Here is a 15,317-nt window from a genome sequence, read left to right as displayed (position 1 = left end):
GTGCATCGATACTGCGGGCTCCCTCAAGGAGGCAAACACATGTTGAATCGGCGAGAGTTCTTGTGCGCAACTGGCGCGGGCATGCTGTTTGCGGCGTCCAGACCCGCACTGGCGCTCAGTCCGGCGGTGAGTATGGACGACATGCTGCGGGCACAGTGGGCGGAAATCGAACGTGGTACCGGTGGTCGCCTGGGCATCAGCCTGCTCGGCAGCGCCCCCGGCTGGCGCCTCGGGCAGCGCGAGAATGAGCGCTTTCCGATGTGCAGTACCTTCAAATTTGTATTGGCTGCCGCGGTGCTGCAGCGGGTGGATCAGGGCAAGCTGACGTTGGCGCAACCGGTCAAGATCCGTGCCGCGGACATGCTTGAGCACGCGCCGGTCACCAAGCGCCACGTCGGCGGCGCGCTGAGTGTCGGCGACCTGTGCCGGGCCACGATGATCTACAGCGACAACCCTGCCGCCAACCTGTTGTTCCCGCTGGTCGGCGGCCCGCCCGGCGTGACCGCCTTCCTGCGCAGCATCGGCGATGCCAAGACCCGCAGTGACCGCTACGAGCCAGCGATGAACGGGTTCGCCCCCGGCGAGCCGCGCGACACCACTACCCCCGCGGCCATGGCGTCGACGCTGCGCACACTGCTGCTTGGCGATGCGCTGCAGCCTGCCTCGCGCAAGCAGCTGACCGACTGGATGATCGACAATCGCACCGGCGACGATTGCCTGCGCGCGGGGCTCACGCGCGGCTGGAAGATCGGCGACAAGACCGGGAGCAACGGCACCGATACCCGCAACGACATCGCCATCCTCTGGCCGCCGCAGGGCCGGCCTCCACTGCTGCTGACGACGTACTTGAACGGTGCCAAGGTCGACGATGCTGCACGCGATACGGCGTTGAAGGCGGTGGCGGTCGCGGTGCGGGAATGGTTTGCAAGGTGAGCCTGCCGAAGCGACACGTGGCGATAGCGGCGCATGTCGATTCGGCAGGCACGATGCCGGCTAGGGAGGTTGCGACGTTCTTCCACGCAGCGGCGTGATGGGGAGCGATGGTTGCCACTGGCCAGCGGCAACATTCAACCTGGCACGGCCACTCAACCCAGCGCGCCGATCACGACAGGTCTGTCCTGCTGCAGTCGTGCCGGCCCACCCATGGCGGGATCGCTGACGCTGTCGGCGCCGGTTTCAATACGGCCGGCCAGGCGCTGGGCCGTGCCGTCGTGGTGCACCCACAGGTCGTACCAGCCGCCGGTTCCTGCCGCTTTCCAACGGCGCTGCTCGGTCGCGCCGGGCGCTATGCTGAGGCGCTCGTGCGGCTGCGCGGCTGCATAGGCACCCGGTTGTAGCTCCACCTGCACGGCAGCGCTTCCGCCATTGCGCAGCGATAGCAACACGGATGTGGCGTCGTTCGGATCTTGTGCGATCTCAGTCGCCAGTAACGGTGCGCCCAGATCTCCGCGATAGTGACGATGGAATCCGTTGGGGCCGACCAGCCACAGATCGTAACGGCCGTCGTAGGTGGTCCAGTCGGCGTCCAGCGTGGCGCCGTTGCCCGCCGTGTAGCGGCGCGGGATCGCCGCCAGGTCGTAGCGGTCGTAGACATGCAGCACCGCCGCCGCGCCGCTGTTGGTCATGCGTAGCCGCACCTCGCCGCGCCCGGGCATATAGGCCAGTTGCACGCGCGGGCGATAGGGCAGGGCGCGCGAACGGCGCACGCCGAATGGTTGCGCGGGCGGCTGCAAGATGGCCGGCAGCGGCGGCAGCGTGTGCGCGCGCAGGGCTGCCGCACGCGTTGCCGCATCGCCCACATCGGGCAGCGATGCGACGAATGGGCGTGTATCGGCGCTACGGAAGTCGAACGCATTGGTCAGATCACCACACACCGCGCGCCGCCACGGCGTGATCTCCGGTGCGCTCACGCCAAACCGGCGTTCCAGCAGGCGCAGCACCGAGGTGTGGTCGTACACCTGCGAATCCACCCAGCCGCCGCGGCTCCAGGGCGAGATCACGTACAGCGGCACGCGCGGGCCCAGGCCATAGGGACGGCCACGCAGCTCGGGCAGATCCACGTTCTGCTCGCCCGGTGCCGGATGGCGATGGTAGTCGTCGTCGGTGGCAATGCTCGATGCGCCCGCAAGGCCGCCGGCCGCGCGTGGGTCCGGCGAGGGTGGCGCCGGCGGCGGCATGTGATCGAAGAAGCCGTCGTTCTCGTCGAACATCAGCAGCAGTGCGGTGCGGCTCCACACCTGCGGATCGGCGGTCAGCGCATCCAGCACACGCGCGGTATAGGCCGCGCCCTGCGCAGGGCTGGACGGGTCGGGATGCTCGCTGCCGGCCGCATCGGCGATGACGAAACTCACCGATGGCAGACGCCCGCCCAGCACATCGGCGCGTAGCTGCTCCACGCCTCGCGTGCTGATGCCACGCGCGCGCAGTTGCGCATCGTGGCCGGGCGCGTTGCGGTAGGCCTGCCGAAACGCCTCGAACCCGGCCAGCGGGTTGTCGGTGAAGTTGTCGGCCATGTCCTGATAGATCTGCCAGGACACGCCAGCGCGTTGAAGCTGCTCGACGTAGCTCGTCCAGCGGTATGGCTCGGCAAAACCGCCCAGCTCCGGAAAGTTGTCGTGCGAGTTGCCGATCACCGGCCCGCCGGCGCGCGCCTGCGGATCGTTGCCGCCGGTCCACAGGAACACGCGATTGGAATTGGTGCCGGTCTGGATCGAGGCGTGGTACGCATCGCAGAGGGTAAAGGCGTCGGCGAGCGCGTACTGGAACGGAATATCCGCACGCCGGTAATACCCCAGCGCGTGGTTGTGCTTGGCCGCGGCCCAGTGCCCGAGCCGGCCGTGATCCCAGGCGCGTTGCGCATCCACCCAGCCATGCGGCGTGCCCTGCACGCGCATGAAGCCGAATTGCGCTGCCGTATCCAGCGCAAACGGCGTCAGCCATTGGCGACCGTCTTCGCTGGGCTGCAGCCAGACCGTGCGCGCGGGTGCACCCGGCAGTGGCGGCGCGGGAATGGGGAATCGATCGCCGAACCCGCGCACGCCGGGCAGGGCGCCGAAGTAATGATCGAAGGCGCGGTTTTCCTGCATCAGGATCACCACATGCTGCAGATCTTCCAGCGTGCCGGTGCGGCGGTCCGGCGCGATGGCCGCGGCGCGCGCGATGCTGGGCGGCAGCAGCGCGGCGGCGGCACCGGCAAGCCCGGTCTGCAGAACGCGGCGGCGGGGAAGGTCGATCATCGTGTCACCTGGTTGGCGCTCCCATCCTGTCGGCGTTGGAGCGGGGCGAGCGTCCCCAATGCGTCAGCGCCTGTGTTGTCTTGCGTGCTTGCAAAAACCGCCGGCGATGTCCGTTTGCACCTGCGCAGCAGGCAACGTGCGGAAGCGGATCGGGTGGCGTGTCTTCAGCCCGATCCGCTCCCGCACGTCGCAACGGCCATCCCGCAGGTCGGCAATGCGCCGTCGAGGCTAGAGATCCAGCGTCAGCGTCAGCCCGACCGTGCGCGGTGCGCCGATGAAGGCGCTGTCGCTGCCGTCCACGCCTTCCAGATAGCGCTTGTCGGTGAGGTTGCTGACGTTGAGCGCCAGCTGCAGGCCCTTGAGCTGCGACGACAGTTGCGACAGTTCCACGCCCAGGTTGGCAGCGAACGTGGTCACGCCATCGAGTGCCGCACGGTTGGAGGCGTCCAGGTAGCGCTTGCCCAGGTAGCGCCCGGACACGCCGAAGCGCCACGCCTGCCCGCGCTAGTCGGCCGACATCACCAAGGTGTTGCGCGGTTGGCCGATCACCTGCGCACCCGGGGTGATCTCCAGCGCGGTGTCGCGCGCGGCATCGCCGCTGCCCAGGTAATCGGCCTTGTTGTAGGTATAGGCACCGTTGATGCGCCAGCCGTTGTCCCAGCCATAGCCGAGCGCCGCTTCCACGCCGCGCGCATGCACGCCGCCGAAGTTCTCGTACACGCCATCGGTTTCGCCCAGGTAGTCGATGCCGGTGACGAAGTTGGCCGGCACATAGACGATGCGGTTGTCGAAGCGGATGTCGTACAGCGTCACGCTGCCGGTCAACGGCCAGCGGCTCAGGCGCAGGCCGAGCTCGACGTTGTCGGCGGTTTCCGGTTGCACCCGGCTCAGTGCGACCGGGTCGGTTTCGCCCAGCACGCCGGAGGGAATCGCGGCGAAGTTCTGCGAATACCCGGCAAAGGCTTCCAGGCCCTGCACCGGGGTGGTCCAGGTCAGGCCGGCCGACAGCAATGGGTCTGAATGCGAATCCGACTCCACATGCTGCGCATCGCCGATGCGGCGGTCGCGGGTCTGGTCGACGAAGAACTGCTTGACGCCCACGCGCCAGGCGAAGGCGCCGTAACGCATCACGTCCTCGACGTAGTACATCTGCTCGTCGGTCTGGTAGTCGTCCTTGAACTGCACCCAGTACGGCTGGTGATCGAAGCCGATGTTGGTGCCGACGTTGAGCAGGCGATGCCAGTCGCGGGTAACGCTACGGTCGTAGCGTTCCAGCCACGCACCGGCGCGCACGGTGTTGTCGATGGCGCCCAGATCGGCGCGCCATTCCACGTCGGCCATCGCGCCGGCGCGGTGGTTGTCGTAGTGGCTGTGGCGATACGACTGCACCGGCACCGAACCGGCCGGATAGCAGGCCGGGTTGGATTCGGCCGGCAGCGCATCGCTGCCGGCGCAACCGGCCAGCATCGTCGCGGCTGCACCGCCGGGCGTGAGGTAGTACAGCTTGCCCAGGTCGCTGCCGGCATACACGGTGGTGCCGCCACGCGCTTCGGTTTCCGCTGCGCCGGCGCCGTCGTTGCGGACATCCACCAGATACGGCGGAATCCAGTCGCCACGGCCTTGCATACGATGTGCGTAGCCGGTCAGCGTGGTCTTGAAACCATTGCCGCCATCGAAGGCGCCACGCAAGTAACCGAAGGTGTTCTTGCGCAGCGCGCGCGAGCCGGAGCGATAGTTCTGGTCCAGGTACGGGATGCCGGTGAGCGTGCCGGTCAGCAGGTCGTGCTCGGGGTCGCGGGCGAACTGTTCGGGCGTCACGCTGGTGTACTCGGATTCGTCGGCATCGTCATAGGACGCGTAGCCGCTGAGCGTCCACTTGTCCAACACGCTGACGAACTTGCCGGCCAGGTGGTCGCGGCGGGTGTGGCCGCTGCCGTCGATCCAGTCGTCGTTGCGTGCCGACGAGCCGCTGACCCAGGCGCGCGTGTTGCCGCCGAGCAGGCCGGTGTCGTAGCGCGCGTAATACTTGCGCGCCTGGTTGTCGCCGATGCCGCCGATCATGCGTACGCGCTGCTCTTCCAGCGGATCGCCGGTGAGGTAGTTCAAGGTGCCGCCCAACGCTTCGTTGGAGCGCGAGGCGATGTCGGCGGTGCCCTGGCTGACTTCCACCGTTTCCAGGTCCGGCATGTCGATGAAGCGGTTGGCCTTGGAGCCGCCGCCATAGGCCGAGCCGCCGTTGGGCACGCCATCGATGGTGGTACCGATCTGCTGGGTATCGCGATTGCTGACGAAGCCGCGCATGCTGATCTGGGTGCCCCAGTCCGACGAGCCGAAGGCATCGGCCTCGGTCACCACCACGCCAGGCAGTTCGTTGAGCGCATCGTTGACGCTGCCCAGCACGAACTGGCGGTCCAGCATTTCCTTGCTGACATTGGTCTTGGAATACGTCATCGCCTGGCCGACCACCTGCACCTGATCCAGCGTGGACACCGGCTCGCCAGCGGTGCCCGGTTCGGCCGCGGACGGGCCAGACGCGGCGCCATCGGGGGCTTGCTGTGCGTAGGCGGGCAGGGTGAGCGGAACCAGCAGCAACGCGAGCGTGGCCGGATGGCGCACGCGCGAGGAGGACGTCGAATCCATTGCAATCCAACAAGCGGGGAGGGAGTCTGCAAAGACTCCCGCACTTGCGTTGCGTGATGATGACCGCGCTACAGGTGGGGCCGCGATCACCAAGTGCAGGTGCGTAGCCTCACCGCCAGGACGACTAGGAGTAGGTGTTGTCTGGGTGTTTTTCAAGGCCGCGTTGGTTGCAAGACCGCCGAGATCCGAGTCGCAGCGTCATTCATTAGCTGCAGTCAAAAGCCTGATTGGTCGAGCGCGCGGTGCCCTCGCCGCTCGCGGGACACGCCGCAAGTACATCCATGTAGGCTCGGTGGCGGCATCCATGCCGCCACACGGTCCCGCAANGCGCGGTGCCCTCGCCGCTCGCGGGACACGCCGCAAGTACATCCATGTAGGCTCGGTGGCGGCATCCATGCCGCCACACGGTCCCGCAATCGGCGAGGACACCGCACCATAGAGTTGGTCGGTAGTTTGTTGAAAGCCCGCTTGTTACTCGGCTTGCCTTGGGACATTGATCGACGCGCCGTTATCCGAACAACGCACGTCATGCACTGCTTGCACCATGCACACCGACCATCTCGACTGGCCCTTGCCCGCTCACCGTCGCGGGACCTTACGCGGCATGGATGCCGCGTAAGAGCCTACACGGACGTACTTGCGGCGTGTCCTGCGATGGTGGGCGGGCAAGGGCCCTCCCATAAGGCCGCAGATCAACCGCTCTACAACTGATCCATCCAAAAAAGTCGTCTGCCAGCTGCTCCGCCTTGCGGCACCCTCCCCCCGCGATGGTGGGCGGGCAAGGCGGCTCTGCAGCAACGCCGCAGATCGCCGGATCAGCAGCGCAGCGACTAACGACAGCGAAACAGGTGTGCTAGCCGCTCTTGGCGTGAGGCGCCGCTTCGGCCTGCTGCGTTTCCGGCATCAACTCCAACGCCGATGGCGTGGTGCGCAGCATCGGGCGGAAAGAGATCGGGTGGATGCGGCGGCGCGTGAAGCGCAGCAGGCGTGCCAGGGTAAATCCGGCCAGTGCCAGCAGCATCACCGCGAAATAGACCGGCAGTGCCGCAGGGCCGAATTTCTGCATCGCGCCACCGGCCAGGGCCGGACCGATCGCCGCGCCCACGCCATGTACCAGCAGCAGGCTGCTGCAGCCGGAGAGCAGCTCTTCGCGCGGCAGGTAATCGAGCATGTGCGCCACCGCGAACGGATACAGCGAGAACGCCAACCCGCCGTATACGAAGAACAGCACGAACAACATGCCGGTCTGCGCCTGCACCATCGGCACCGCGGCGGCGATCGCAATGCCGGCCGCCAGCACGCTGATCGTGACCAGGCCGATGCGCCGGTCATGGCCATCGCTGATGCGCCCGATCGGCCACTGCAGCACCGCACCGCCGATGATGGCGGTGAGCATGAACATCGCCACGCCGTCGGCATCCAGCCCGATGCGGTCGGCGTACACCGGCAACAGACCCCAGAACGCCCCCATCGCCAGGCCCGACAATCCCGCGCCGATGGTCGCCACCGGCGCCAGCGCGTACAGCGTCTTGAGGCGCAGGCGCGACACGTGCGGCACCTCGGGCGGAATCAGGCGCGTGGTCATCACCGGCATCACTGCCGCGCAGATCAGGATCGCCGTCAGCGTGAACATCGCCGGTGCGCCCGCATCGCCTGCGGTGAGCAGGATCTGGCCCAGCGCCAATGCCGACAGATTGATCGCCATGTAGACCGAAAACACCCGGCTGCGCCGGCGCGCGTCCGGCTCGGCGTTGAGCCAGCTCTCGATCACCGTGTACAGGCCGACCAGCGCCGCGCCGGTGACCAGCCGCAGCAATCCCCAACCCCAGGCGTTCAACCAGATCGGATGCAGCAGTACCGCGATCGCCGCCAGCGCCGCGTAGAACGCGAATGCGCGGATATGCCCGATGCGCCGGATCAGCGGCGGCGCGAAGAAGGTGCCGAGAAAGAAGCCGGCGAAATACCCGGACATGATCAGGCCGAGCGCACGCGCATCGAAACCGGCCTGTCCACCGCGCACGGCAAGCAGGGTGCCGAGCAGCCCGCTGCCGGTCAGCAGCAGGGCAACGCCCAGCAATAAGGCAGTCAGCCGCAACATGGATGCGGTCCTCGTGGGGGAAGAGGCGCGTCGATCACCTGTTGGAGTGTAGCAGCCTGTGTCGCGCGGCTTGAGCGAAGCGAGCTGGCTTGCGGCGTTGCATACCAGCAGGTTGGTGTCGGGTCGGCGCACCGCGTGGGTGTGTGACGTGGCGGATGACGGCTTCACCTGCCTGCGCAGGTCGCACGGTCACGCCGACGTATCGCGCACTCGGTGCGCAGGCCGGCGACCGTCGGCATGCGCGCGGGCGCCCCCATGCCCTGCCGTCTGCCGATGGGAGCCGCGATGCCGGGCGTCCACTTGGCGCACGGGCGGGCACGCCACGATCACCGAGCGATGTCTCTCGCCGGCAACGCGTACGCGCCTGGCCAAGCGCAGATGCACCACTGCACCTGCCTGCCCGCATCCGTCTAGAATCTGCGCCCCTGCATCGTCTTCAGCTGATCCTGCCATGCCCATCTACGGTTTCCAGTGCACCACCTGCGGCCACGCCTTCGACCGCCTGCAGAAGATGGCCGATCCCGATCCGCAGACCTGTCCGGCCTGCGCGGCGGCCACGATCAAGCGCCAGATCACCGCGCCGTCGTTCCGTCTGTCCGGCAGCGGCTGGTACGAGACCGACTTCAAGTCGGCGGGCGAGAAGAAGAAAAACCTCAGCGAGAGCAGCAGCGCCGGTGGCGATGCCAAGCCGGCGGCCGCCGCCGAGAGCAAGCCCGCTGCCAAGCCCGCGGCCGATCCTGCCTGAGCCGGGTCAGCGCGCTGCAGCGGCGGGCAGCACCGGGCAGCGGCTGGCAGTGCTGAAGCCGTCACCCTGTCCCGCCCCAGGAGCGGCGCGCTGACTGTCTGCCTCAACGCGCCTCGAAGCGCGCCCGGCAGCCATCGTTGACCCACAGCGTCGCGCGGCGGTCGTCGTAGCCCCAGCTGCGGCCTTCCTCGCAACGGGTGTCGGACAGCTGGCGGGTCAGCACCGGGCGGCCGTAGCGGCCATCCCAGCCGCAGGTGCGCAGGCGGCGGTCGTCGCTGGCGCAGGTGATGGCGTAATCGTTGCGCGGGCGGTCGTCGCGGCCACCGTAACCGCCGTCACCCCGGTCCCAGCCGCCACCGCGGGCCTGCGCAAACTCGCCCCGGCAGCCGTCGTCCACCCAGATCCGACCCCCGTCCTGGCGCCAGTTGCGGCCTTCCACGCAGGGCGTGTTGGACAGCTGGCGCACCAGCATGGCGCGGCGCCAGCCGGTGTCGCAGATCTTCTGGCGCTGGTCGTTGCTCTCGCAGCGCACCGTACCGGCGACCCCGCCACCGCCGGGGCCCGTGTTGCCGCCCCAGCCGCCACCGCCGTTGCGGCCATCGACAAAGCGCCCACGGCAACCGTTGTCGACCCAGATGCGGCCGCGGTCGCTGCCCCAGTTGCGGCCTTCGATGCAGCGGGTGCCGGAGATGTTCTCGACCAGCACCGCGCGGCCGCGGAACGGCGTATCGCACTCGCGGCGGCGGTTGTCGTTGCTGGAGCAGGTGATGCTGGGGCCGTTCCAGCCACGGTCCTGCGCGGCGGCAGGCGCGCTGGTCAGCAGGCCGGTCAGGGTGATCAGGCCGAAGCCGGAGAGCAGCAGGGCGGTGCGCAGCATCGTGTCGTCCTTGGTGCGGAAGGGTCTGGCGCCTATTCAGCCGGGCGCCGACTTAAGCGGCCATGAGCGCCTGCGCATTTGCTCCTGTCGCCCGCCGGCCCCAGAATATCCGGCTCTCCGGCGCCGTCCTGCGTCGGGTTTTCAGCGGAGCTTTCGATGCGTACCCACTTCTGCGGCCTGGTCGATGAGACCTTGATCGGCCAAACCGTCACTCTCGCCGGCTGGACCGACGTGGCCCGCAACCTGGGCGGGGTGTGCTTCATCGACCTGCGCGACCACGAAGGCATCGTGCAGGTGACGGTGGAACCGGTGGCCGGCGACGACGACAGCGCCGAGCTGTTCAAGGTGGCCGCCAGCCTCGGCTACGAGGACGTGCTGCAGGTCGAAGGCGTGGTGCGCGCGCGTCACGCGGTCAACGACAAGCTGCGCACCGGCAAGGTCGAAGTGATCGCCACCCGCATCAGCATCCTCAACAAGGCTGCGCCGCTGCCGTTCCACGCGCATGAAAACCCGGGCGAGGAAACCCGCCTGAAGTACCGTTACCTGGATTTGCGCCGTCCGGAAATGCAGCGCATGCAGCGCACCCGCATCAAGCTGGTGCAGGCGCTGCGCCGGCACCTGGACGCACGCGATTTCCAGGACATCGAAACCCCGATCCTGACCAAGGCCACTCCGGAAGGCGCACGCGACTTCCTGGTGCCGGCGCGCATGCATCCGGGCGAGTTCTACGCGTTGCCGCAGAGCCCGCAGCTGTTCAAGCAGATCCTGATGGTGGCCGGCTTCGACCGCTACTACCAGATCGCACGCTGCTTCCGCGACGAAGCGCTGCGCGCCGACCGCCAGCTGGAATTCACCCAGCTGGACATGGAATTTGCCTTCGTGCGCGAGCGCGACGTGCAGGACTTCGTCGAAGACATGATCCGCGCCATCTTCGCCGAAGTGGTGGAGGTCGACCTGGCCGCGCAGTTCCCGCGCATGACCTGGGCCGAGGCGATGCGTCGCTATGGTTCGGACAAGCCGGACCTGCGCATCGGGCTGGAGCTGGTCGACGTGGCCGAGCTGGTCAAGGCCAGCGAATTCCCGGTGTTCACTGCCGCCGCCAACGACGCCGACGGCCGCGTGGCCGCGCTGCGCATTCCCGGTGGCGCCACGCTGAGCCGCAAGCAGATCGACGACTACGCCGCGCACGCCGCCAAGTACGGCGCCAAGGGCCTGGCCTACATCAAGCTGTCGGAGACCGGCGAGGTCAGCTCGCCGATCGCCAAGTTCTTCGGCGAGCAGGCCTTCGCCGCACTGCTCAAGCACGTCGGTGCAACCAACGGCGACATCGTGTTCTTCGGTGCCGGCCGCTACAACACCGTGTCCGACTTCATGGGCGCCCTGCGCCTGAAGGCCGGCAAGGAGTTCAATCTGGTCGCCGATGGCTGGGCGCCGCTGTGGGTCACCGATTTCCCGATGTTCGAGTGGGACGAGGAGGCGCAGCGCTACGTGGCCCTGCATCACCCCTTCACCGCGCCGGCGGTGGACGACATCGCCGACCTGCGCGCCAACGCCCGCACCGCGGTTTCGCGTGGTTACGACATGGTGCTCAACGGCAACGAGATCGGCGGCGGCTCGATCCGTATCCACCGCCCGGACATGCAGAGCGCGGTGTTCGAGCTGCTCGGCATCGGCGCCGAGGAGGCGCGTGCCAAGTTCGGCTTCCTGCTCGATGCCCTGAACTACGGCGCCCCGCCGCATGGCGGCATCGCCTTCGGCATCGACCGCATCGCTGCATTGATGGCCGGCACCGAATCGATCCGCGACGTCATCCCGTTCCCCAAGACCACCGGCGCGCAGGACCTGATGACCGACGCCCCGTCGCCGATCGCCGCCGATCAGCTGGCCGAAGTGCACGTGCAGGTACGCCCCAAGCAGGCCTGACCTGCCACCCAGACGGCCACGCCAGCGCGTGGCCGTCTTGCCGACACGCTGCAGCGTGCAGCGTGTCGCATGCCTGGCTGCCGCGGAAGCGCCGCCCACCGGCCGAACCGTCGATGTCATCGTCCGCAGGCCACGCCGCGCCGCAGCCGCGACGGAAAACTGCGCCCCTTGCTCGCCCTCAACGATGCATTGCGAGCGACTCGCGCACGCGCCGCCCCGGAAACGCGCATGCTCTCCCGATTCCCGAATCCCGAATCCCCGCTTGCGACAACAGAGCCGCATGCGCGAAGCTGCCACGTCCCCCCGGCCTGAGACCCCCGCATGACCCGCATCCGCCGCGCCACACCGGACGATGCCGAAGCCTTGTCGCTGCTGGCTGCGCAGACCTTCACCGAAACCTTCGGGCATCTGTACCCGCCAGAGGATCTGCACGGCTTTCTGCAGGAGACCTACGCGGTCGAGCGCGCACGCATCGTGCTGGCGCATCCGGACTATGCGATCTGGCTGCTGGAGATGGACAACCTGCTGGTCGGCCATGCCGCCGCCGGCCCCTGCGGGCTGCCGCACGACGATGTGCGTCCCGGCGACGGTGAGCTCAAGCGGCTGTATCTGTTGAAGGATTACCAGAACAGCGGCTGGGGCAGCCGCCTGTTCGAAACCACGCTGGAATGGCTGGAGCGCGACGGCCCGCGCACGCTGTGGATCGGCGTGTGGTCGGAGAATTTCGGCGCGCAACGCTTCTACGCCCGCTACGGTTTCGAGAAGGTGGGCGAGTACGACTTCCCGGTCGGCAAGATCCTCGACCGCGAACACATCCTGCGGCGCAAGCCGCTGATCGCGGCCGACTGAGCGCATGCAGGCGCCGTCCGCAGCAGGCCGGCGATCGCGCGCCACGTGCTGGAGACCGCGCTGATGCCCAGCACCTGTTCAGCATTTGCAGCCGCATCCGGGCACGCTCCGCGCACGGCACCGACCACCGCCACCGCCGACGTGCTGCTGGTGCACGGCATCTGGAATACCGCGCACTGGCTGTTGCCGCTCGCGCGCCGGCTGCGTGCCGAGGGCCTGGCGCCCGCGCTGTTCGGCTATGCCAGCGTGCTCGGCGGTCCGGCGCAGGCGGTGCCGCGGCTGATCGAACGCCTGCAGGCGACCGGCGCGCAGTGGCTGGTCTGCCATAGCCTGGGCGGGTTGGTGGCGTTGCAGGCGCTGCGCATTGCGCCCGGATTGCCGGTGCGCCGCGTGGTCTGCCTGGGCTCGCCGTTATGCGGCAGCGCCGCCGCGCGCGGCCTGGCCCGGCGCGGCGGGCGCTGGGCGCTGGGACGCAGCGCGGCCTTGCTGCAGCACGGCCTCGCGCACTGGGAGGGCGCGGCGGAGGTCGGCCAGGTCGCCGGCACCGTCGCACGCGGGGTGGGGCGCTGGCTGGCACCGCTGGAAGGCGGCTCGGACGGCACCGTGGCGCTGGCCGAAACCCGCCTGCCGGGGCTGCGCGACCACTGCGTGGTGCAGGCCAGCCACAGCGGCCTGTTGCGCTCGCCCGAGGCCGCGCAGCAGGTGCTGCACTTCCTGCGCCAGGGCCGGTTCGGCCACTGAACGCCGCCGCCCCGGTGCGGGCGAGCAATCAGGTAAAATCCGCGCCCTGTCATCCAAGCCAGTCTGGAACCACCCATGGGTAGAGGCCCCTCCATCGAAGGCCGCAAGAACGCCTCCGACGCCAAGCGCGGCAAGATGTTCACCAAGATCATTCGCGAGATCAGCGTCGCCGCGCGCGGCGGCGGTGGCGATCCGTCCAACAATCCGCGCCTGCGCGTGGCGGTGGACAAGGGCCTGTCGGCGAACATGTCCAAGGACGTGATCGAGCGCGCCATCAAGAAAGCCACCGGCGAGCTGGAAGGCGTGGAGTACGAGGAAGTGCGCTACGAGGGCTACGCCCCCGGCGGCGTGGCGGTGATCGTGGACTGCCTGACCGACAACCGCGTGCGCGCGGTGGCCGATGTGCGCCATGCCTTCAGCAAGTGCGGCGGCAACATGGGCACCGACGGCTCGGTGGCCTTCATGTTCAAGCGCCTGGGCGTGCTGAGCTTTGCCGCCGGCACCGACGAAGACACCCTCACCGACGCGGCGATCGAGGCCGGCGCCGACGACGTGGTGGTCTACCCGGAAGACGGCGCCATCGACGTACTGACCGCCCCGGAGGCCTTCGCCCAGGTCAAGCAGGCGCTGACCGCCGCCGGCCTGGAGCCGGCCCACGCCGAGATCACCTTCCGCGCCGAAAACGACATCGCCGTCGACGGCGACACCGCCGTGCAGGTCCGCAAGCTGCTCGACATGCTCGAAGACCTGGACGACGTCCAGGACGTGTATTCGAACGTCGACCAGTCGAGTCTCGGCGCCTGATGAAGGCCGGGATGGCGGGATTCGGCATTCGGGATTCGCAACAGCAATGCGATCGCCGTACTGCATGCGCATCACCAATCCCGAATCCCCAATCGCCAAGCCCGGCCGCGCGATGACCCGCATCCTCGGCATCGATCCCGGCTCGCAGCGCACCGGGCTCGGCATCATCGATGTCGATGAGAGCGGTCGCAGCCGGCATGTCTATCATGCGCCGCTGGTGCTGCTGGGCGAGGGCGACTTTGCCCGGCGGCTCAAGCGCCTGCTGCACGGGCTGGGCGAGGTGATCGAGACCTACCGGCCGCAGGAAGTGGCGATCGAGAAGGTGTTCATGGGCAAGAGCGCCGATTCCGCGCTCAAGCTCGGCCACGCGCGCGGGGCGGCGATCTGCGCGGTGGTGCTGCGCGACCTGCCGGTGCACGAGTACGCTGCCACCGAGATCAAGCTGGCGCTGGTCGGCAAGGGTGGGGCGGACAAGGTGCAGGTCCAGCACATGGTCGGCATCATGCTCAACCTGAAAGGCAAGCTGCAGGCCGACGCCGCCGACGCGCTGGCGGTCGCCATCACCCACGCCCACGTGCGCGCCACCGCGCAGCGCCTGGGCGTCAATACCCAACAGGCCTGGAGCCGCAAGAAATGAGAATCGGGAATCGGGAGTCGGGATTGGGAATTGGAAAAAGCGGGTCTGCCTGTGCTGAGCTGATGGGGCTGTACGCGCCAGTCGTTGACGGCCGCGCGGGGAATAACCAATCCCCAATCCCCAATTCCCAATCCCGGCACCGCCCTGGCGGTGCCCAATGATCGGCCGCCTGCGCGGGATCCTGGCCTACAAGCAGCCGCCGTGGCTGGTGATCGACGTGGGCGGGGTGGGCTACGAGCTGGAGGCGCCGATGAGCACCTTCTACGACCTGCCCGACGTCGGCCGCGACGTGATCCTGTTCACCCACTATGCGCAGAAGGAAGACAGCGTGTCGCTGTACGGATTCCTGCGCGAAGGCGAGCGCAGGCTGTTCCGCGACGTACAGAAGGTCACCGGCATCGGCGCCAAGATCGCGCTGGCGGTGCTGTCCGGGGTCAGCGTGGACGAGTTCGCCCGGCTGATCACCAGCGGCGACATCACCGCGCTGACGCGCATCCCCGGCATCGGCAAGAAGACCGCCGAGCGGATGGTGGTGGAGCTGCGCGACCGCGCCGCCGACTTCAGCAGCGGTGCGCCGATCACCGGCCAGCTCGGCCCGGATGCGGTGTCCGAAGCCACCGTGGCGTTGCAGCAACTGGGTTACAAGCCGGCCGAGGCCGCACGCATGGCACGCGAGGCCGGGGCAGAAGGCGACGACGTCGCCACGGTCATTCGCAAGGCCCTCCAGGCCGCGCTCCGCTAGGCGGCGCTGTCTTCCTCTCCTTCAC

The 15,317-nt window shown here is 68.2% G+C and carries 11 protein-coding genes and 1 pseudogene; 8 read left to right on the top strand and 4 right to left on the bottom strand.

Features of this window, described 5'->3' with window-relative positions:
* Nucleotides 1-39: 39 nt before the first annotated feature.
* A complete protein-coding gene (bla, locus tag C0541_RS15225; protein ID WP_115049562.1) occupies nucleotides 40-933 on the top strand; it encodes a class A beta-lactamase in 894 nt (297 codons plus the stop codon).
* 152 nt (nucleotides 934-1,085) lie between these two features.
* Here bla and C0541_RS15220 read toward each other — a convergent pair whose 3' ends face one another.
* The 3 genes and pseudogenes from C0541_RS15220 to C0541_RS15205 form a co-directional block, all read right to left on the bottom strand.
* Nucleotides 1,086-3,236, bottom strand: a complete 2,151-nt coding sequence (locus C0541_RS15220) for a phosphocholine-specific phospholipase C (protein WP_115049560.1) — start codon at nucleotides 3,234-3,236, stop codon at nucleotides 1,086-1,088.
* Between the two features lie 228 nt (nucleotides 3,237-3,464).
* Nucleotides 3,465-5,876, bottom strand: a pseudogene (locus tag C0541_RS15215) (TonB-dependent receptor domain-containing protein).
* Between the two features lie 853 nt (nucleotides 5,877-6,729).
* Nucleotides 6,730-7,974: an MFS transporter gene (locus C0541_RS15205; protein ID WP_115049558.1), complete on the bottom strand. Its 1,245-nt coding sequence runs from the start codon at nucleotides 7,972-7,974 to the stop codon at nucleotides 6,730-6,732.
* Nucleotides 7,975-8,425: 451 nt separating this feature from the next.
* Between C0541_RS15205 and C0541_RS15200 the strand changes: the two genes are divergently transcribed.
* Complete coding sequence (locus C0541_RS15200) at nucleotides 8,426-8,719, top strand: FmdB family zinc ribbon protein (RefSeq protein WP_104583599.1); 294 nt, start codon at nucleotides 8,426-8,428, stop codon at nucleotides 8,717-8,719.
* A 103-nt stretch (nucleotides 8,720-8,822) separates the two neighbouring features.
* Here the strand turns inward: C0541_RS15200 and C0541_RS15195 are convergent, their stop codons facing one another.
* The gene (locus tag C0541_RS15195; protein WP_115049556.1) at nucleotides 8,823-9,596 is read right to left on the bottom strand and encodes a DUF3011 domain-containing protein; all 774 of its coding nucleotides are present in this window, start codon (nucleotides 9,594-9,596) and stop codon (nucleotides 8,823-8,825) included.
* A gap of 156 nt (nucleotides 9,597-9,752) precedes the next feature.
* On the opposite strand from C0541_RS15195, the gene aspS reads away from it, so the two are divergent.
* From aspS to ruvA, 6 genes are all read left to right on the top strand, one after another.
* A complete protein-coding gene (gene aspS / locus C0541_RS15190) occupies nucleotides 9,753-11,519 on the top strand; it encodes an aspartate--tRNA ligase (RefSeq protein WP_115049554.1) in 1,767 nt (588 codons plus the stop codon).
* A gap of 321 nt (nucleotides 11,520-11,840) precedes the next feature.
* Nucleotides 11,841-12,368 carry a GNAT family N-acetyltransferase gene (locus C0541_RS15185; protein ID WP_115049552.1) on the top strand — a complete coding sequence of 176 codons (528 nt, stop codon included), beginning with the start codon at nucleotides 11,841-11,843 and terminating at the stop codon, nucleotides 12,366-12,368.
* A gap of 63 nt (nucleotides 12,369-12,431) precedes the next feature.
* A complete protein-coding gene (locus tag C0541_RS15180) occupies nucleotides 12,432-13,109 on the top strand; it encodes an alpha/beta hydrolase (protein WP_161960093.1) in 678 nt (225 codons plus the stop codon).
* 75 nt (nucleotides 13,110-13,184) lie between these two features.
* The gene (locus C0541_RS15175; RefSeq protein WP_104584708.1) at nucleotides 13,185-13,913 is read left to right on the top strand and encodes a YebC/PmpR family DNA-binding transcriptional regulator; all 729 of its coding nucleotides are present in this window, start codon (nucleotides 13,185-13,187) and stop codon (nucleotides 13,911-13,913) included.
* Nucleotides 13,914-14,025: 112 nt separating this feature from the next.
* The gene (ruvC, locus tag C0541_RS15170) at nucleotides 14,026-14,550 is read left to right on the top strand and encodes a crossover junction endodeoxyribonuclease RuvC (protein ID WP_115050392.1); all 525 of its coding nucleotides are present in this window, start codon (nucleotides 14,026-14,028) and stop codon (nucleotides 14,548-14,550) included.
* 157 nt (nucleotides 14,551-14,707) lie between these two features.
* Nucleotides 14,708-15,292, top strand: a complete 585-nt coding sequence (gene ruvA, locus C0541_RS15165) for a Holliday junction branch migration protein RuvA (RefSeq protein ID WP_115049550.1) — start codon at nucleotides 14,708-14,710, stop codon at nucleotides 15,290-15,292.
* Nucleotides 15,293-15,317: the final 25 nt, after the last annotated feature.

The sequence above is a fragment of the Xanthomonas arboricola genome, from assembly GCF_003353015.1.
Taxonomy (GTDB): Bacteria; Pseudomonadota; Gammaproteobacteria; order Xanthomonadales; family Xanthomonadaceae; genus Xanthomonas; species Xanthomonas arboricola_E.
This window is presented reverse-complemented; position numbering and strand designations above follow the sequence as displayed.